Origin of the sequence: Jannaschia rubra (genome assembly GCF_001403735.1) — a bacterium.
GTDB classification, from domain to species: Bacteria; Pseudomonadota; Alphaproteobacteria; order Rhodobacterales; family Rhodobacteraceae; genus Jannaschia; species Jannaschia rubra.
The window spans coordinates 207,551-221,135 of the sequence record NZ_CXPG01000014.1 but is presented as its reverse complement, the minus strand read 5'-3'; the positions used below and the strand labels follow the sequence as shown (position 1 = coordinate 221,135).

The 13,585-nt window shown below is 67.4% G+C and carries 14 protein-coding genes, 1 tRNA gene and 2 pseudogenes; 13 read left to right on the top strand and 4 right to left on the bottom strand.

Annotation, left to right across the window (positions count from 1 at the left end; genetic code table 11):
* Positions 1–25 precede the first annotated feature (25 nt).
* The gene (locus JAN5088_RS07025) at positions 26–229 is read left to right on the top strand and encodes a hypothetical protein (protein WP_055682093.1); all 204 of its coding nucleotides are present in this window, start codon (positions 26–28) and stop codon (positions 227–229) included.
* Between the two features lie 2 nt (positions 230–231).
* Entirely contained in the window at positions 232–1,272 is a 1,041-nt protein-coding gene (locus JAN5088_RS07020) for a fatty acid desaturase (RefSeq protein WP_306455457.1), read from the top strand.
* A 607-nt stretch (positions 1,273–1,879) separates the two neighbouring features.
* Here the strand turns inward: JAN5088_RS07020 and alaE are convergent.
* From alaE to JAN5088_RS07000, 3 genes and pseudogenes are all read right to left on the bottom strand, one after another.
* Positions 1,880–2,218, bottom strand: coding sequence for an L-alanine exporter AlaE (alaE, locus tag JAN5088_RS19640; RefSeq protein WP_082429852.1), 339 nt, complete (start codon positions 2,216–2,218; stop codon positions 1,880–1,882).
* A 156-nt stretch (positions 2,219–2,374) separates the two neighbouring features.
* A pseudogene (locus tag JAN5088_RS18200) lies at positions 2,375–3,354 on the bottom strand (IS5 family transposase).
* 351 nt (positions 3,355–3,705) lie between these two features.
* Positions 3,706–3,781, bottom strand: a tRNA-Lys gene (locus tag JAN5088_RS07000).
* 87 nt (positions 3,782–3,868) lie between these two features.
* Between JAN5088_RS07000 and dapF the strand changes: the two genes are divergently transcribed.
* The 3 genes from dapF (at position 3,869) to JAN5088_RS06985 (ending at position 6,526) form a co-directional block, all read left to right on the top strand.
* A complete protein-coding gene (dapF, locus tag JAN5088_RS06995; protein WP_055682089.1) occupies positions 3,869–4,681 on the top strand; it encodes a diaminopimelate epimerase in 813 nt (270 codons plus the stop codon).
* A complete protein-coding gene (gene mtaB, locus JAN5088_RS06990; protein WP_055682088.1) occupies positions 4,678–5,922 on the top strand; it encodes a tRNA (N(6)-L-threonylcarbamoyladenosine(37)-C(2))-methylthiotransferase MtaB in 1,245 nt (414 codons plus the stop codon). The genes dapF and mtaB overlap by 4 nt, the downstream gene beginning before the upstream one ends.
* 100 nt (positions 5,923–6,022) lie before the next feature.
* Positions 6,023–6,526 (top strand): fasciclin domain-containing protein, encoded by a 504-nt coding sequence (locus tag JAN5088_RS06985; RefSeq protein ID WP_055682087.1) that lies wholly within the window; start codon positions 6,023–6,025, stop codon positions 6,524–6,526.
* Between the two features lie 31 nt (positions 6,527–6,557).
* On the opposite strand, the gene JAN5088_RS06980 is transcribed toward JAN5088_RS06985, so the two are convergent.
* Positions 6,558–7,550, bottom strand: coding sequence for a DMT family transporter (locus JAN5088_RS06980; protein ID WP_082429851.1), 993 nt, complete (start codon positions 7,548–7,550; stop codon positions 6,558–6,560).
* 72 nt (positions 7,551–7,622) lie between these two features.
* Here JAN5088_RS06980 and JAN5088_RS19530 point away from each other — a divergent pair.
* The 8 genes and pseudogenes from JAN5088_RS19530 (at position 7,623) to JAN5088_RS06945 (ending at position 13,565) form a co-directional block, all read left to right on the top strand.
* Positions 7,623–8,224: pseudogene (locus JAN5088_RS19530) on the top strand (FMN-binding negative transcriptional regulator).
* A gap of 16 nt (positions 8,225–8,240) precedes the next feature.
* Entirely contained in the window at positions 8,241–8,882 is a 642-nt protein-coding gene (locus tag JAN5088_RS06975) for a MarC family protein (protein WP_055682085.1), read from the top strand.
* 54 nt (positions 8,883–8,936) lie between these two features.
* A complete protein-coding gene (locus JAN5088_RS06970) occupies positions 8,937–9,536 on the top strand; it encodes a glutathione S-transferase (protein ID WP_055682084.1) in 600 nt (199 codons plus the stop codon).
* A complete protein-coding gene (locus JAN5088_RS06965) occupies positions 9,533–9,946 on the top strand; it encodes a GNAT family N-acetyltransferase (RefSeq protein WP_055682083.1) in 414 nt (137 codons plus the stop codon). The genes JAN5088_RS06970 and JAN5088_RS06965 overlap by 4 nt, the downstream gene beginning before the upstream one ends.
* 157 nt (positions 9,947–10,103) lie before the next feature.
* Positions 10,104–10,685 carry a ubiquinol-cytochrome c reductase iron-sulfur subunit gene (gene petA, locus JAN5088_RS06960; RefSeq protein ID WP_055682255.1) on the top strand — a complete coding sequence of 194 codons (582 nt, stop codon included), beginning with the start codon at positions 10,104–10,106 and terminating at the stop codon, positions 10,683–10,685.
* 12 nt (positions 10,686–10,697) lie between these two features.
* Positions 10,698–12,053, top strand: a complete 1,356-nt coding sequence (locus JAN5088_RS06955) for a cytochrome b (protein ID WP_055682082.1) — start codon at positions 10,698–10,700, stop codon at positions 12,051–12,053.
* A 12-nt stretch (positions 12,054–12,065) separates the two neighbouring features.
* Positions 12,066–12,875, top strand: coding sequence for a cytochrome c1 (locus JAN5088_RS06950; RefSeq protein WP_055682081.1), 810 nt, complete (start codon positions 12,066–12,068; stop codon positions 12,873–12,875).
* A 111-nt stretch (positions 12,876–12,986) separates the two neighbouring features.
* Positions 12,987–13,565, top strand: a complete 579-nt coding sequence (locus tag JAN5088_RS06945) for a hypothetical protein (RefSeq protein ID WP_055682080.1) — start codon at positions 12,987–12,989, stop codon at positions 13,563–13,565.
* The last annotated feature ends 20 nt before the right edge of the window (positions 13,566–13,585 follow it).

The window sequence follows — 13,585 nt, the reverse complement described above, 5'->3', positions numbered from 1 at the left end:
GTTCCCGTTTCGAAAGGATAACGACATGAAGGCCCTCGATCCACTACCCCATCCTGCCGCGGGCTTCGCGACATGCGTCGGGGTCGCCGCCGTGGCGCGTCCGGGCCGCGCCGGTCAGCACTCCGGTGCGGCGGGGCTGGGACATTCGGGCGGTGCGGGGCGGCGCCTCATCGATGCGCCGTCGCGCGGACCCATCCAGCCACTCCCCGTCCGCGCGGGCGAGGCCTAGTGGTGGCGCAGCAGATGGCGCCGGACGGCACGGCGGAGGGGCATTCGCGCAATCCCAAGGCTTGGTCGAAGCTTCTGGCGCGGTATCACCGCCCCCGCGTCCTTCGCAGCATCTTCGAGATCGCAGTCACGGCGATACCCTTTGCCGCGCTCTGGGCCTTGGCCGCCTGGACGGTCATGCATGGCCATTGGTGGGGGCTGGTGCTCACCGTGCCGGCGGCCGGTTTCCTGCTGCGCCTTTTCGTCCTTCAGCACGATTGCGGGCATGGCGCCCTGTTTCCGAACCGCCGGGCCAACGACTGGACCGGACGTGTCCTCGGCGTGCTCACCTTCACGCCCTACGACTACTGGCGCCGCACCCATGCCATCCACCACGCTTCGGCTGGTAATCTCGACAGGCGCGGAATCGGCGACCTCGATACGCTGACGGTCGAGGAGTACCGGATGCGGTCCTGGTGGGGCCGCTTGCGCTACCGGCTCTATCGCCATCCGGCGGTGATGTTCGGGCTCGGGCCTGCTTGGGTCTTCCTTTGCCAGTACCGGGTGCCCCTGGGGCTGATGCGATCCGGGGCGCTGCCCTGGGTCTCGACGCTGGCGACCAATCTCGGAATCGCGATACCGGTCATCCTTCTGTCGTGGTTGATGGGGCCCGTGCCCTTCCTGCTCGTCCAACTGCCGATCACGCTCATGGCCGCGACCGCCGGGGTCTGGCTGTTCTACGTTCAGCACCAGTTCGAGGAGACGCACTGGGCCGGAAGCGACACCTGGGAGTTCGGACACGCGGCCCTTCACGGCAGTTCGAACTATGTGCTTCCGGATGTCCTGCGCTGGATCACCGGCAACATCGGCATCCACCACGTCCATCACCTGTCGAGCCGCATTCCCTTCTACCGTCTGCCGCAGGTCCTGACCGACAACCCGGAGCTGGCGGATATCGGGCGGATAACGCTGCTCGAGAGCTTCAGAAGCGTCAAGCTCACACTGTGGGACGAGCGGACCTGCCGTCTCGTGACGTTCCGCGAGGCGGAGGCCGGGCCGGTTTGACACCCGGCATCACCGTATAAGCGCGTCTCTGACAGAGGTGTCGGCGTCGATGTCGTGCCAGACGGCGATCGGTCATCGGATCGCCTTCGTCGATGTGCGATTGACTGCAGACACGCCGGCCGGGAAACCCGTCCGTCTGCCGTCCACACCGGTCGTTTCATCTTGGGGTCATCTCTGTCTTTCCTTTGGATCGACGAAGGGTTCGAGCAGTGATGTGCGGGGCCATGCGGCGCGCATTTCCTGGCTTCTCCTTGCCACAAGCTCGGCCGGTGAGATGTTCCCGAGGGCGTAACGCGGTCGGGGTGGTTGTCGTCGTGCTGCCGAGCACGGATTTTCTGCCGGGCGTCGCCCTCGACCGGGCACCGCTGACCGAACAGGGCTTTGCGCGGCACGGGTGGAACGGGCAACGGATCGATTGCGCCGAACTGTGCGCCCAGCGGCTCGACAGCTTCGACGGTACCGACCGTGAAAGAGGACGAGACCCCACCATCGACTGGGGCTTTTGCAAGGTTCACCGAACGCCGGATGGACGTGATCGTGGGAAAGTTCCAACGGACCGGCCAGCAGCATCATGAATGGAACGGCCGATCAGATTGCGGTCAAAGCCTCAGGCAGGCTCGCCCCCGCGATGAACAGCGTGAGACAGGACCGGTGCCTGGAACGGCAGAAACGCGGCGATATTGGTCGACGCTCGCGTCCAGTCCTTTCCTGGCACGACGCGTTCGATGAACCGGTTACGCCGCCCAGTGCGGCAGCGTCCAGTCAGGACCATGAGTGGGGCCGTCAGGAGACGTCTTCTCAGCACCTCGAACGGGGCCATACCGGCAATCACCAGATCGTATCGATCCTGAACAGACGGAACGGGCACACGGAGCCGACCTACGGAAATTGAGCCGATGACGCGACCTATAATTCGAACAACATCGCACACCGCAATTGTATGCATTGCGCCTCGAGCGTTTTTTTGGATGAGTAAACACGTTTACATATTCAGTCCACGTATCCCCCAGCACGATTAGCCACAGTATTGCCATCTGCGTTCCCCGTGGGCTCTGTTGCACAAAACCTCTGATGTCCGAGGGTCCCCTTTCCCCGGACGGACTTATCCCACGGCTTCCGTTACAGATATGCCAAGCGCGGTGGAGCCATTGAGGACGGCGATGCGGACCTGGAGCTCGGCGACCTGTCGGTCGAAATCCCGCGCCAAGCGCCTCTGGCCCAGCAGTTTCATACAGTGCATCTTCGTTTCGGCACGGCTCCGGCGGTGGTATCCGCTCCATCGTCGCCAGGGCGCGCGCCCCAGGTATTTCGCCGCGCGCAGGGCCTCGTTTCGCGCCACGGCTCCCGCGGTGATGGTCTTTCAGGGCTTCGCGTTCTTGCGGGGCGGGATCACGGCATGGGCACCGCGGTCAGCGATGGCGTCGTGGCATTTACGTGTATCGTAGGCACCGTCGACGGTGACGCTGCCGACCTCCTCGTCCGCCGGGATCTGACCGAGCAAGTCGGGTAGCACTAGGGCATTACCAATGTGGCTCCCGGTGATCTCGACAGCGCGGACCTCCAGTGTTTCCTCATCAATTCCGAGATGGATCTTGCGCCAGACGCACCGTTTGGGACCGCCATGCTTGCGGGCGTGCCATTCGCCTTCGCCTTCGCCCTCGACCTTGATGCCGGTGCTGTCCCTCGCCCGGCAGGACATCACGCAGGGATGTCCCGAGAGGGGATCAGCAGGTGCAACGGACCCTTGGAACCGCGGTAGGGGACGCTGACGGCCAAGGTTTTCTGACGGCGCGACAGCGTGCTGAAGTCGGGCACCGTCCAGTCAGGGCCAGCCAGTCGCAGCAGACTTCCGACGAACCCGGTTGTCTGCCGGAGCGCCATCCCGAAAAGCACCTTCATCGAGAGGCACGTCTGAATAGCGGCGTCGCAGTAGCTCTGCTGGCGCCCATGCCTGCCCGTCGGCGCGCCATCCCAGCTCATCTCAGGGTCGAACCAGATCGTCAGCGAGCCCCGGCGCTTGACCGCTTCATTGTAGGCTGGCCAGTTCCTGGTCCTGTAGATTGGGGGTGCAGGTCTGCTCATGCCTCCCAGCTACCACGCTGGATTCACGAGATGAATCCCTCAGGCGATTTGTGCAACAGAGCCTTCCCGACCGGTTGACTGTCCAAGAAACCGGGGAAACTCCAACTCCAGATATCGGCATCGGAGTTTTCTTTTGCCGACCCTTAGGGAAGCGAAGGCGCGACGGGGTGCCGATCTGCCGGCGAACTGGCTCCAAGACCGACCCAGGCGTCGGAACACCGTCAACCGTCGGTCCGGGCGCCTTCTTGGCCCCGCCGTCTCGTTCGGGCGCCGATTGAAAGGCTTCGTGACCGGAATTCAAAGCTCGGCGCCGCAATTGAAACGACCGTCTGACGCTTTACACCAGAAAAATGGTGAGCCGGCAGGGGCTCGAACCCTGGACCTACTGATTAAAAGTCAGTTGCTCTACCAGCTGAGCTACCGGCTCCCACCACGGGCGGCTGTTACCGAGGCGGCCGCACCGCGTCAAGGCAGGGGCTTTCAAAAGTTGCGGGCCGGGCGTATCTGGCCGCGCATGATGGATTCCCCCCGAAGCGGCCTGCCGTTCATGAAGATGCACGGGCTCGGCAACGATTTCGTCGTCGTGGACGAACGCACAGCACCCGACCGGGTCGATGCGGGGCTGGCGCGCGCCATGGGCGATCGGCATCGGGGCGTGGGATTCGACCAACTGGCCGTCATCCGCGACGGGACCGATGCCGACCTGGAGCTTCGGTTCTGGAATGCCGACGGCAGCACGGCCGGCGCCTGCGGCAACGCGACCCGCTGCATCGCCGGGTGGGAGATGGCGCGGCGGGGTGTCTCCGCCCTCAGCCTGCGGACGGAGCGGGGGCTCCTGTCGGCGCGGGATGCGGGCGGGGGGCTCACCTCGGTCAACATGGGCGCGCCGCTCCTGACCTGGCAGGAGGTTCCGTTGGCGCGGGAGGTGAACACGCTGCACCTGCCCATTCCGGGCGATCCGGTGGCCACCGGCATGGGCAACCCGCACTGCACCTTCTTCGTCGAGGATGCGGAGGCAGTGGATATGGCCGCCTTCGGCCCGGCGCACGAAACGCACCCCCTGTTTCCCGAACGCACCAACGTGCAGGTGGCGCATGTGGCGGGACCCGATCATTTGCGGATGCGGGTCTGGGAGCGGGGCGCGGGGCTGACGCTGGCGTCCGGGTCCAGTTCCTGCGCCGCGGCTGTGGCGGCGGCGCGCCGGGGCCTGACGGGGCGGGCGGTGCGGGTGGATCTCGATGGGGGCACCATCGACATCGACTGGCGCGACGACGGGGTCTGGATGACCGGCCCCACCGCGCATGTCTTCGACGGGGTCTGGCGATGAAGCCGCCCGTCCTGTCGAACCACGGCTGCCGCCTCAACGCCTATGAAGCGGAGGCGATGCGCGACCTCGCCACCCGGGCGGGGCTCGAGGATGCCGTCATCGTCAACACCTGCGCCGTCACGGCGGAGGCCGTCCGCAAGGCGCGCCAGGACATCCGCCGCCTGCGCCGCGACAACCCCGGCGCGCGCATGATCGTCACCGGATGCGCGGCCCAGACCGACCCCGACAGTTTCGCCGCCATGCCGGAGGTGGACGTGGTGATCGGCAATGCCGAGAAGATGCGCGCCGGCACCTGGGCGGGCCTCGCCACCGGCGGGACGGAGGCCGTGCAGGTGGACGACATCATGTCCGTACGCGAGACGGCGGGGCACCTGATCGACGGGTTCGGCACGCGCAGCCGGGCCTATGTGCAGGTCCAGAACGGCTGCGACCACCGTTGCACATTCTGCATCATCCCATACGGGCGCGGCAACAGCCGGTCGGTTCCGGCGGGTGTCGTGGTCGAACAGGTGGCGCGCCTGGTGGATCGCGGCTTCAACGAGATCGTGCTGACTGGCGTGGACCTGACGAGTTGGGGCGCGGACCTGCCGGGCAAGCCGCGCCTGGGCGATCTGGTGGGGCGCATCCTTCGGCTGACGCGGGTGCCGCGCCTGCGGATCAGCTCCATCGACAGTATCGAGGTGGACGAGGCCCTGATGCGCGCCATCGCCGAGGAGGAGCGGCTGATGCCGCATCTGCACCTGTCGCTGCAGCACGGGGCGGACCTGATCCTGAAGCGGATGAAGCGGCGCCACCTGCGCGGCGACGCCATCCGGTTCGCGCAGGAGGCGCGGCGCCTGCGGCCCGACATGACCTTCGGCGCCGACATCATCGCGGGCTTCCCGACCGAGACCGAGGCGCATTTCGCCGACAGCCTGCGCCTGATCGAGGACTGCGACCTGACCTGGCTGCATGTCTTTCCCTATTCCGCGCGTCAGGGCACGCCGGCCGCAAAGATGCCCGCCGTGGATGGCGGCCTGATCCGCGACCGCGCCGCGCGCTTGCGGGCGGCGGGCGAGGCGGCGGTGGCGCGGCATCTGGCGGCGCAGGTGGGCCGCGACCATCGCGTGCTGATGGAGACGCCCCGCATGGGCCGAACGGCGCAATTTGCCGAGGTGCTGTTCGACGCGGACCGGGCGGAGGGACAGGTCGTGCCCGCGCGCATCCGCGCGGTCGGGGGTGCGCGGCTGCTTGCCGCCTGACGCGTTGCGGGCGATCCGAAGTGGTCCGATCCGCGCCGGGCCGCGTAGTCTGGGTGTCGTCGCGTCAAGCGGCGAGATCGAGACAGGGAGATTCGAAACCATGATCGACATCATCAACCGCCGTCACCTTCTGGCCGCCGGGGCCATCGCGCTCGCCGCGCTGTCGGGCTGCGTCACCGCGAGCGACACCGGCCCGGATGACATCGTCGAGACCGCGACGGAAGCGGGATCCTTCACCACGCTTCTGGCCGCGGTCGAGGCTGCCGACCTGGTCGATACGCTGAAGGGGCCGGGGCCCTTCACCGTCTTCGCGCCCACGGACGAGGCCTTCGCCGCATTGCCGGAAGGCACGGTCGAGACGCTGCTTCTGCCCGAGAACAAGGACCAGCTCGTGTCCGTCCTGACGTATCACGTCGTGCCCGAGAACTACCCGGCCTCGGCACTGGCGGGCACCAGCGGTCGGCTGCCCACGGTCAACGGTGCCCCGTTGCAGGTGAACGGGCGCGGCGACGGCGTGACGGTCGAGGGCGTCACGGTCGTGACGGCGGACGTTCAGGCGTCGAACGGGGTGATCCACGTGATCGACCGCGTGCTTCTTCCCTGACCACGAGGGGCGCGCACCGGATGCGCGCCCCTTACCGCAGGCGCAGGCCGGCCGCGATGGGCCGCCCGGTCCAGGCCGTCAGAAGGCCTGCCGCCATGATGAGCCCGATCCCGAGCCACCCCCAGGGGCCCGGCAGCACGGAGTAGAGCGCGAACTCCAGCACGACGGCGAAGACGAGGCCGGCATAGTCGAAGGGTGCCAGCGTCGAGACCGGCGCCCGCGCGACGGCGGCCGTGGCGGTGACATGCGTCGCCGCCCCGAGCGCGCCCGCCCCCAGCATCCAGGCCCAGAGCACGGGCGTCATCGGCACCCAGCCCGTGACCGCGACCGCCACCGCGCCGAGGCAGGTCGTCACCACGGCGAAGGAGAGCGCGATGGAGATGGTCGTCTCGGTCGCCGTCATCGCCTTGATATGGACGCGGACGAGCGCCATGATCCCGGCCGAGGCGATCCCCGCCATCACCCCCGTCAGTTGGCCGAGGCCCCACCCCGGACGGTCGATCGCCGTATAGAGCATTGCGATCATTCCCGCGAAGCCCAACGCCACCGCGATCACCGTCCGCCGCGACAGCCGCTCGCCCAGCAGGATCACCGCCGCCGGGATGGACAGGACGGGTGCGAGATAGGACAGCGCCTGCGCGTTGCTGACCGGCAGTTGCCCGAGCGCGTAGAAGTTGAGCACCATCGACAGCCCGCCCGCAACGCCTCGGACCAGATGCTTGCGGGGTGCGCGGGGGCGCCAGTCGGCAACCGGGGCCATCGCCGCCGCCCAGACGAGGAGGAAGGGGATCGACAGCGCGGACCGCAGGAAGACGATCTGCCCCGTCCGCGCGTGGTCCGCGGCGCCGTGGATGCAGAACCCCAGCCCGGTGGCGAACCCGACCGCAGCAAGCCGCAGGCCGACCCCCGAAGCGGTGGACCCTGACGTCGGCGCGGGCGAGGAGGCGACCATGGATCGCAGATTGCGCGGGCCGCCCCGTTCCGGCAAGCCCGGTGCCAATACCACAAGGGAAAATGCGCCCATGCACCCTAGCCCTGCCTTCCGCGTCCCGTCCGAGGCGCGGGTCCTTGCCTTCGTGCGCGACCGGCCTTCGGCATGCTGACCGTCGCCGGCTCGGACGGGCCGCTGATCGCGCATGTGCCGGTGCTGCTGTCGCCCGAAGGTGACTCGCTGGATTTGCACCTCGTCCGCTCGAACTCCATCGCGCGGCTTTCGGAAGGGGCGCCCGTGGTGGCCGTCGCCGGGCCCGACGCCTACGTCCCGCCGACTGGTACGAGGTGCCCGACCAGTTGCCGACCTGGAACTATGTCGCCGTCCACCTGCGCGGCACGCTGACCTGCCTGCCGGACACGGCGATGCGCGACATGCTGGACCGGCAGAGCGCGGACATGGAGAAGCGGTTGTGCCCCAAGACGCCCTGGACGCCGGCCAAGACGACGCCGGAGGTCCGCGACCGGATGATGCGGCGGATCCTGCCGTTCCGCCTGCGGGGTTTCGGGTTTCGAATCGACCTTCAAGCTGGGCCAGAACACGCCGGCCGACGTTCGGGAACGCGCCGCCGATGCGCTGGCCGCAGCAGGGTTGCGCCCCGATGCGGGGCAGTTGGCCGCGCTGATGCGGGCGATGGGCGCCGACTGAGGGCCGGACCCCGGACTTGCGTCGCGGGGCGGCCTGCGGCATCGGACGGGGTGTCATGATGAAAAGGCGGGGGCGATGGACTGGGTGGGGCTGCAGCGCGAACTCATCACGCTGTTCGTGGTGATCGACCCCGTCGGGTCGATCCCGGTGTTCCTGTTCGCCACGGCCTCGGTTCCGCCCGCCCTGCACCGGCGGTTCGCCATCCGGGCGGTGCTGATCGCCGCGCTGGTGCTGTTTGCCTTCCTTATCGGCGGGCAGTTCGTGCTGGAGGCGCTGGGTCTGCAACTCGGCAGTTTCCAGATCGCGGGGGGGATCGTGCTGTTCCTCTTTGCCATGACGATGGTCTTCGGCGATTCGAAGCCCACGGCCGAGATCGGGGCGGCGACGGGCGATCCGATGACGAGCGCGGTGTTTCCGATGGCGATGCCTTCCATCGCCTCGCCCGGCGCGATGCTCGCCGTGGTGATCCTGACCGACAACCACCGCCAGTCGATCGGCGAGCAGGCATGGACGGCGCTTCTGCTGGCGGTGGTGCTGGTCTTCACGCTGATGCTCCTGCTGGCGGCGACGCGTATCCAGCGGCTGATCGGGACGACGGGGGCCAGCGTCATCAGCCGTATCATGGGCATCGTGCTCGCGACCATCGCCGTGGACGCGGTGCTGACCGGGTTCGAGACGATGGGCGTGCTGAACCTCTCGCCGCCGCCGATCCCCTAGCGCCGGGCGCGCTTTGCTGGTTTGCTGCGCCTGACATCAACCCGGAGACCCGTGATGCAGCTCTACAGCTCCCCCGCCTCGCCCTTCGCGCGCAAGTGCCGCGTCGTCCTGATCGAGACCGGGCAGGAGGACGTCGACGTGCGCGACGTGACCGCGAATCCCATGGGCGGGGAGCCCGCGCTGAACGCGGCCAACCCGTCGGGCAAGATCCCGGTGCTGGTACGCGACGACGGCCCCGCCATCCACGACAGCCGTGTGATCTGCCGGTTTCTCGATGCGCGGGGCAAGGCCGGGCTCTATCCCGAGGGGCGTCTGTGGGAGGTTCTGAGCATCGAGGCCAACGCCGACGCGATGATGGAATCTGCGGTCGCCATCACCTACGAGAAGCGCCTGCGCCCCGAGGCCCTGCACTGGTCCGAGTGGTTCGATGCGCAATGGACCAAGATCGCCCGCAGCCTCGACGCGCTGGAGGGCCGGTCGATGCCGCTTCTGGAGGGGCCGCTCAACATGGCGCAGATCGCGGTGGGCTGCGCGCTGGGATACCTCGACCTGCGGCTGTCGGACCGCAACTGGCGCGAGGGGCGCCCGACGCTTGCCGCCTGGGAGGAGCGGTTCGCCGCCCGGCCCGCCATGACGGCGACCCGTCCCGCATGAGGATCGCGCAGGTCACCGACCTGACCGCGCCCTTCGCCATTCGCACCGAGGTCTTCGTGGGCGAGCAGGGCGTCACCCCGGCGGAGGAAATCGACGGGATGGACGATGCCTGCCTGCATTGGCTGGCCACCGACGAAGAAGGCCCGGTGGCCACGCTTCGGGTACGGGTCATGGGCGATACGGCCAAGATCCAGCGCGTCGCCGTCCTGCCGCGGGCGCGGGGCACCGGTGTCGGGGCGGCGCTGATGCGGCATGTGATGGACGAGCTGCGCGCCAGTGGCCTGCGACGCGCGACGCTGGGGGCGCAGACGCACGCCATGGGGTTCTATGCGCGGTTGGGGTTCGTCGCGCGGGGCCCGACCTATGACGACGCAGGTATCCCGCACCGCGACATGGACCGCGACCTGTGACAAAAACCCGCCACCTGTGCGCGTTTGTCCGCTGGAACTTGCCCCTGACGATGCGCTAAGGGGGGGCTGGACGCGGCCCGGTGGCGACTCCGGTGTCCGCTCAGGCGTTTCAATGACCGGCCCTCGCACGGCCGACACCACACCGGGAGATGGCTTCGTGTCACACGCAGACGATCACGCGGGCACCCGCCGCGACTTCCTCTACTACGCGACGGCCGGGGTCGGCGTCGTCGTGACCGGCGCGGCCGTCTGGCCGCTGGTCAACCAGATGAACCCGTCGGCCGACGTGCAGGCGCTGGCGTCGATCGATGTCGACGTCTCGGGGGTCGAGCCGGGGACGCAGCTCACGGTGAAGTGGCTGGGCAAGCCGGTCTTCATCCGCCGCCGCACCGAGGAAGACATCGCCGAGGCCCGCACGGTCGAGCTGTCGGACCTGCCCGACCCGCTGGCCGAGAACGCCAACATTCCCGGCGACGCACCCGCGCTGGACGAGAACCGCGCCCTGCCGGGCTTCGACGACGGCGATGCCCAGACGGGCGAATGGCTGGTGATGATCGGCGTCTGCACGCACCTGGGCTGCGTCCCCCTGAACGAAGCGGGCGATTTCGGCGGCTGGTTCTGCCCTTGCCACGGATCCCACTACGACAAGTCCGGCCGCATCCGCCGCGGCCCGGCGCCGACCAACCTGCCGGTGCCGGTGGCATCGTTCACCGACGAATTCACGATCAAACTGGGCTGAGGAGGCACGAAGATGGCTGGCATTCCCCACGACCATTACCAACCCGGCTCCACCGCCGAGCGTTGGGTCGAGCGTCGCATTCCGATCATCGGGCTGCTGTACAACACGTTGATGATCCCGACGCCGAAGAACCTGAACTGGATGTGGATCTGGGGCATCGTCCTCACCTTCACGCTGGTCCTGCAGATCGTGACCGGCATCGTCCTGGTCATGCACTACACGCCGAACGTGGACCTCGCCTTCGCGTCGGTGGAACACATCATGCGCAACGTGAACGGGGGCTGGGCGCTGCGCTACATCCACGCGAACGGCGCGTCGCTGTTCTTCGTGGCGGTCTATGCGCACATCTTCCGCAACCTCTACTACGGGTCCTACAAGGCCCCGCGCGAGATCACCTGGATCATCGGCATCGTCATCTACCTGTTGATGATGGGCACGGCCTTCATGGGCTACGTCCTGCCCTGGGGGCAGATGTCGTTCTGGGGCGCCACGGTCATCACCGGCCTGTTCGGCGCCGTGCCATGGGTGGGCGAGTCGATCCAGTCCTGGCTGCTGGGCGGACCGGCGGTCGACAACGCGACGCTCAACCGCTTCTTCTCGCTGCACTACCTGTTCCCCTTCCTGATCCTGGGCCTGACGATCGTGCACATCTGGTCGTTCCACTCGACCGGCAACAACAACCCCACCGGGGTCGAGGTGCGCCGCACGTCGAAGGAGGAGGCCAAGAAGGACACGCTGCCGTTCTGGCCCTATTTCGTCATCAAGGACCTGTTCGCGCTCGCCGTGATCCTGCTCGGGTTCTTCGCGATCGTGGGCTTCATGCCCAACTACCTAGGCCACCCCGACAACTACATCGAGGCGAATGCCCTCTCGACGCCCGCGCATATCGTGCCGGAATGGTATTTCCTGCCGTTCTACGCGATTCTTCGTGCCTTCACCGCCGACGTCTGGGTCGTCATCGCTGCCAACTGGATCACGGGCGGCATCGTGGACGCCAAGTTCTTCGGCGTGATCGCGATGTTCGGCGCGATCATCGTCATGGCGCTGGCTCCCTGGCTCGACACCTCGTCGGTCCGGTCGGGCCGATATCGCCCGATGTTCAAGTGGTGGTTCTGGCTTCTGGTGTTCGACTTCTTCGTGCTGATGTGGCTCGGCTCGATGCCTGCCGAGGAGCCTTGGGCGTCGATGGCGCTTTTCGCTTCGGCCTACTGGTTCGCCTATTTCCTGGTGATCCTCCCGCTGCTCGGCGTGATCGAGAAGCCGGAAGCCCGCCCCGCCACCATCGAGGAAGACTTCGTCGCCCATTACGGCGACGGGGCGACCGGCATGCGACTGCCCGGCGAAAAAGCCGCCGGCCCGGCCGAATAAGGAGAAGGACAGATGCTGTCTAAAGTCATCACCGCCGCCGCCCTCGTCGTCGCCATCGCGATTCCGGCCGCGGCGGCCGAGACCGGCCACCAGACGATCACAGACTACGAGTTCCCGTTCGAGGGACCGTTCGGCACCTACGACCAGACGCAGCTCCAGCGCGGGCTCAAGGTCTATTCGCAGGTCTGCGCGGGGTGCCACGGCCTCAAGTTCGTGCCGATCCGGACCCTTTCCGATGACGGCGGACCGGGGTTCTCGGAGGAGCAGGCAAAAGCCTTCGCCAGCGAGATGGAAGTCTACCGCCTGAACGAGGACATCGGCGAATACGAGTACCGGACCGCCGACGTCACCGACAACTTTCCGGAAGTCACCGCAGCCGGCGCACCCGACCTGTCGCTGATGGCGAAGGCACGCGCGGGCTTCCACGGGCCCCTGAACCTGGGAATCAACCAGCTTCTGCGCGGCACCGGCGGGCCGGAATACATCGCCTCTCTCATGACGAGCTATACCGGCGAGGAAATGGAACAGGCGGGCACGATCCTCTACGAGAACACGGCCTTCCCCGGCGGCTGGATCAGCATGGCGCCGCCCCTCTATGGCGACGACGTGGAGTTCGACGACGGCGCCCCCTCCGACATCGAGAGCGAGGCAAAGGATGTCGCCGCCTTCCTGATGTGGACAGCCGAACCCAAGCTCGCCGCGCGCAAGCAGATGGGCTTCATCGCGGTCATCATGCTGGCGGTGCTTTCGGTGCTGCTTTACCTGACGAACAAGCGGATCTGGGCCCCGGTCAAGGGCTACAAGGACGAAAAGCTGTCCTGATCCGCATCGCGGATCGGCAGAAACAGGACCGGCCCCACGTGGCCGGTCTTTTTTGTTGGGCAATAGGGGCGAGCGGTGCAAAGACGGCTCCGACATCGCCGGAGAGCATGAATGACCGACTTCAGGAAAACCTACGCGGCGGGGCGCGGCATCGCGGTCGTCTTTTCGAACCTCGGATGGGGCATCGCGGCCGTCGGACTGCTTCTGGCCGCGGCCGGATTCGTCCAGGGGGTCATGCCGGGACTGGGCGGCTCGACGGATGCGGTCGACCTGTCGGCCCGCATCGGAGCATCGATGCCGGGCCTCGGGGTCGCGTTCTTCGGCTTGTTCTCGGTGATGATGGCGCAGCAGACGCGCGCCGCCATGGACACCGCCGACATGACGCATCGGATGCTTGAGATTGCCGCCCGCCGCGCTGCCGACGAAACAGCATCGGCCCCGAAGCCCGCGATGTCGCCGCAGGCGCAGCCCGAGGAAGCCATGGCAACGGTCGAGGATGATGACATCCCCGCGATGCCGACCATGGCCCGGCCGCGGAGCCCACTGGCGGCCCCCCGCGCAGTTCCGCCTGCTCCGAAGGCAGAGGCACCCGCTCGGGCGGAGCCCCGGATCATTGGTCCGGTCCGCCCCTCCTCGGCACCGGCCGGCCCTCGACCCCATCCGATCTTCAGCGCCCGCCCGCCGCGCTGAGATCCCGGTCCAGAACGCAA

What these genes read in the sequence shown, in the direction of transcription:
- JAN5088_RS07025 (WP_055682093.1), top strand. Translation starts at nt 26, where the DNA reads ATGAAGGCCCTCGATCCACTACCCCATCCTGCCGCGGGCTTCGCGACA.
- mtaB (WP_055682088.1), top strand. Translation starts at nt 4,678, where the DNA reads ATGAAGCCGCCCGTCCTGTCGAACCACGGCTGCCGCCTCAACGCCTAT.
- JAN5088_RS06955 (WP_055682082.1), top strand. Translation starts at nt 10,698, where the DNA reads ATGGCTGGCATTCCCCACGACCATTACCAACCCGGCTCCACCGCCGAG.
- JAN5088_RS06980 (WP_082429851.1), bottom strand. Translation starts at nt 7,550, where the DNA reads ATGGGCGCATTTTCCCTTGTGGTATTGGCACCGGGCTTGCCGGAACGG.
- JAN5088_RS06965 (WP_055682083.1), top strand. Translation starts at nt 9,533, where the DNA reads ATGAGGATCGCGCAGGTCACCGACCTGACCGCGCCCTTCGCCATTCGC.
- JAN5088_RS06975 (WP_055682085.1), top strand. Translation starts at nt 8,241, where the DNA reads ATGGACTGGGTGGGGCTGCAGCGCGAACTCATCACGCTGTTCGTGGTG.
- JAN5088_RS06985 (WP_055682087.1), top strand. Translation starts at nt 6,023, where the DNA reads ATGATCGACATCATCAACCGCCGTCACCTTCTGGCCGCCGGGGCCATC.
- dapF (WP_055682089.1), top strand. Translation starts at nt 3,869, where the DNA reads ATGATGGATTCCCCCCGAAGCGGCCTGCCGTTCATGAAGATGCACGGG.
- JAN5088_RS06970 (WP_055682084.1), top strand. Translation starts at nt 8,937, where the DNA reads ATGCAGCTCTACAGCTCCCCCGCCTCGCCCTTCGCGCGCAAGTGCCGC.
- JAN5088_RS06950 (WP_055682081.1), top strand. Translation starts at nt 12,066, where the DNA reads ATGCTGTCTAAAGTCATCACCGCCGCCGCCCTCGTCGTCGCCATCGCG.
- JAN5088_RS06945 (WP_055682080.1), top strand. Translation starts at nt 12,987, where the DNA reads ATGACCGACTTCAGGAAAACCTACGCGGCGGGGCGCGGCATCGCGGTC.
- alaE (WP_082429852.1), bottom strand. Translation starts at nt 2,218, where the DNA reads ATGCATACAATTGCGGTGTGCGATGTTGTTCGAATTATAGGTCGCGTC.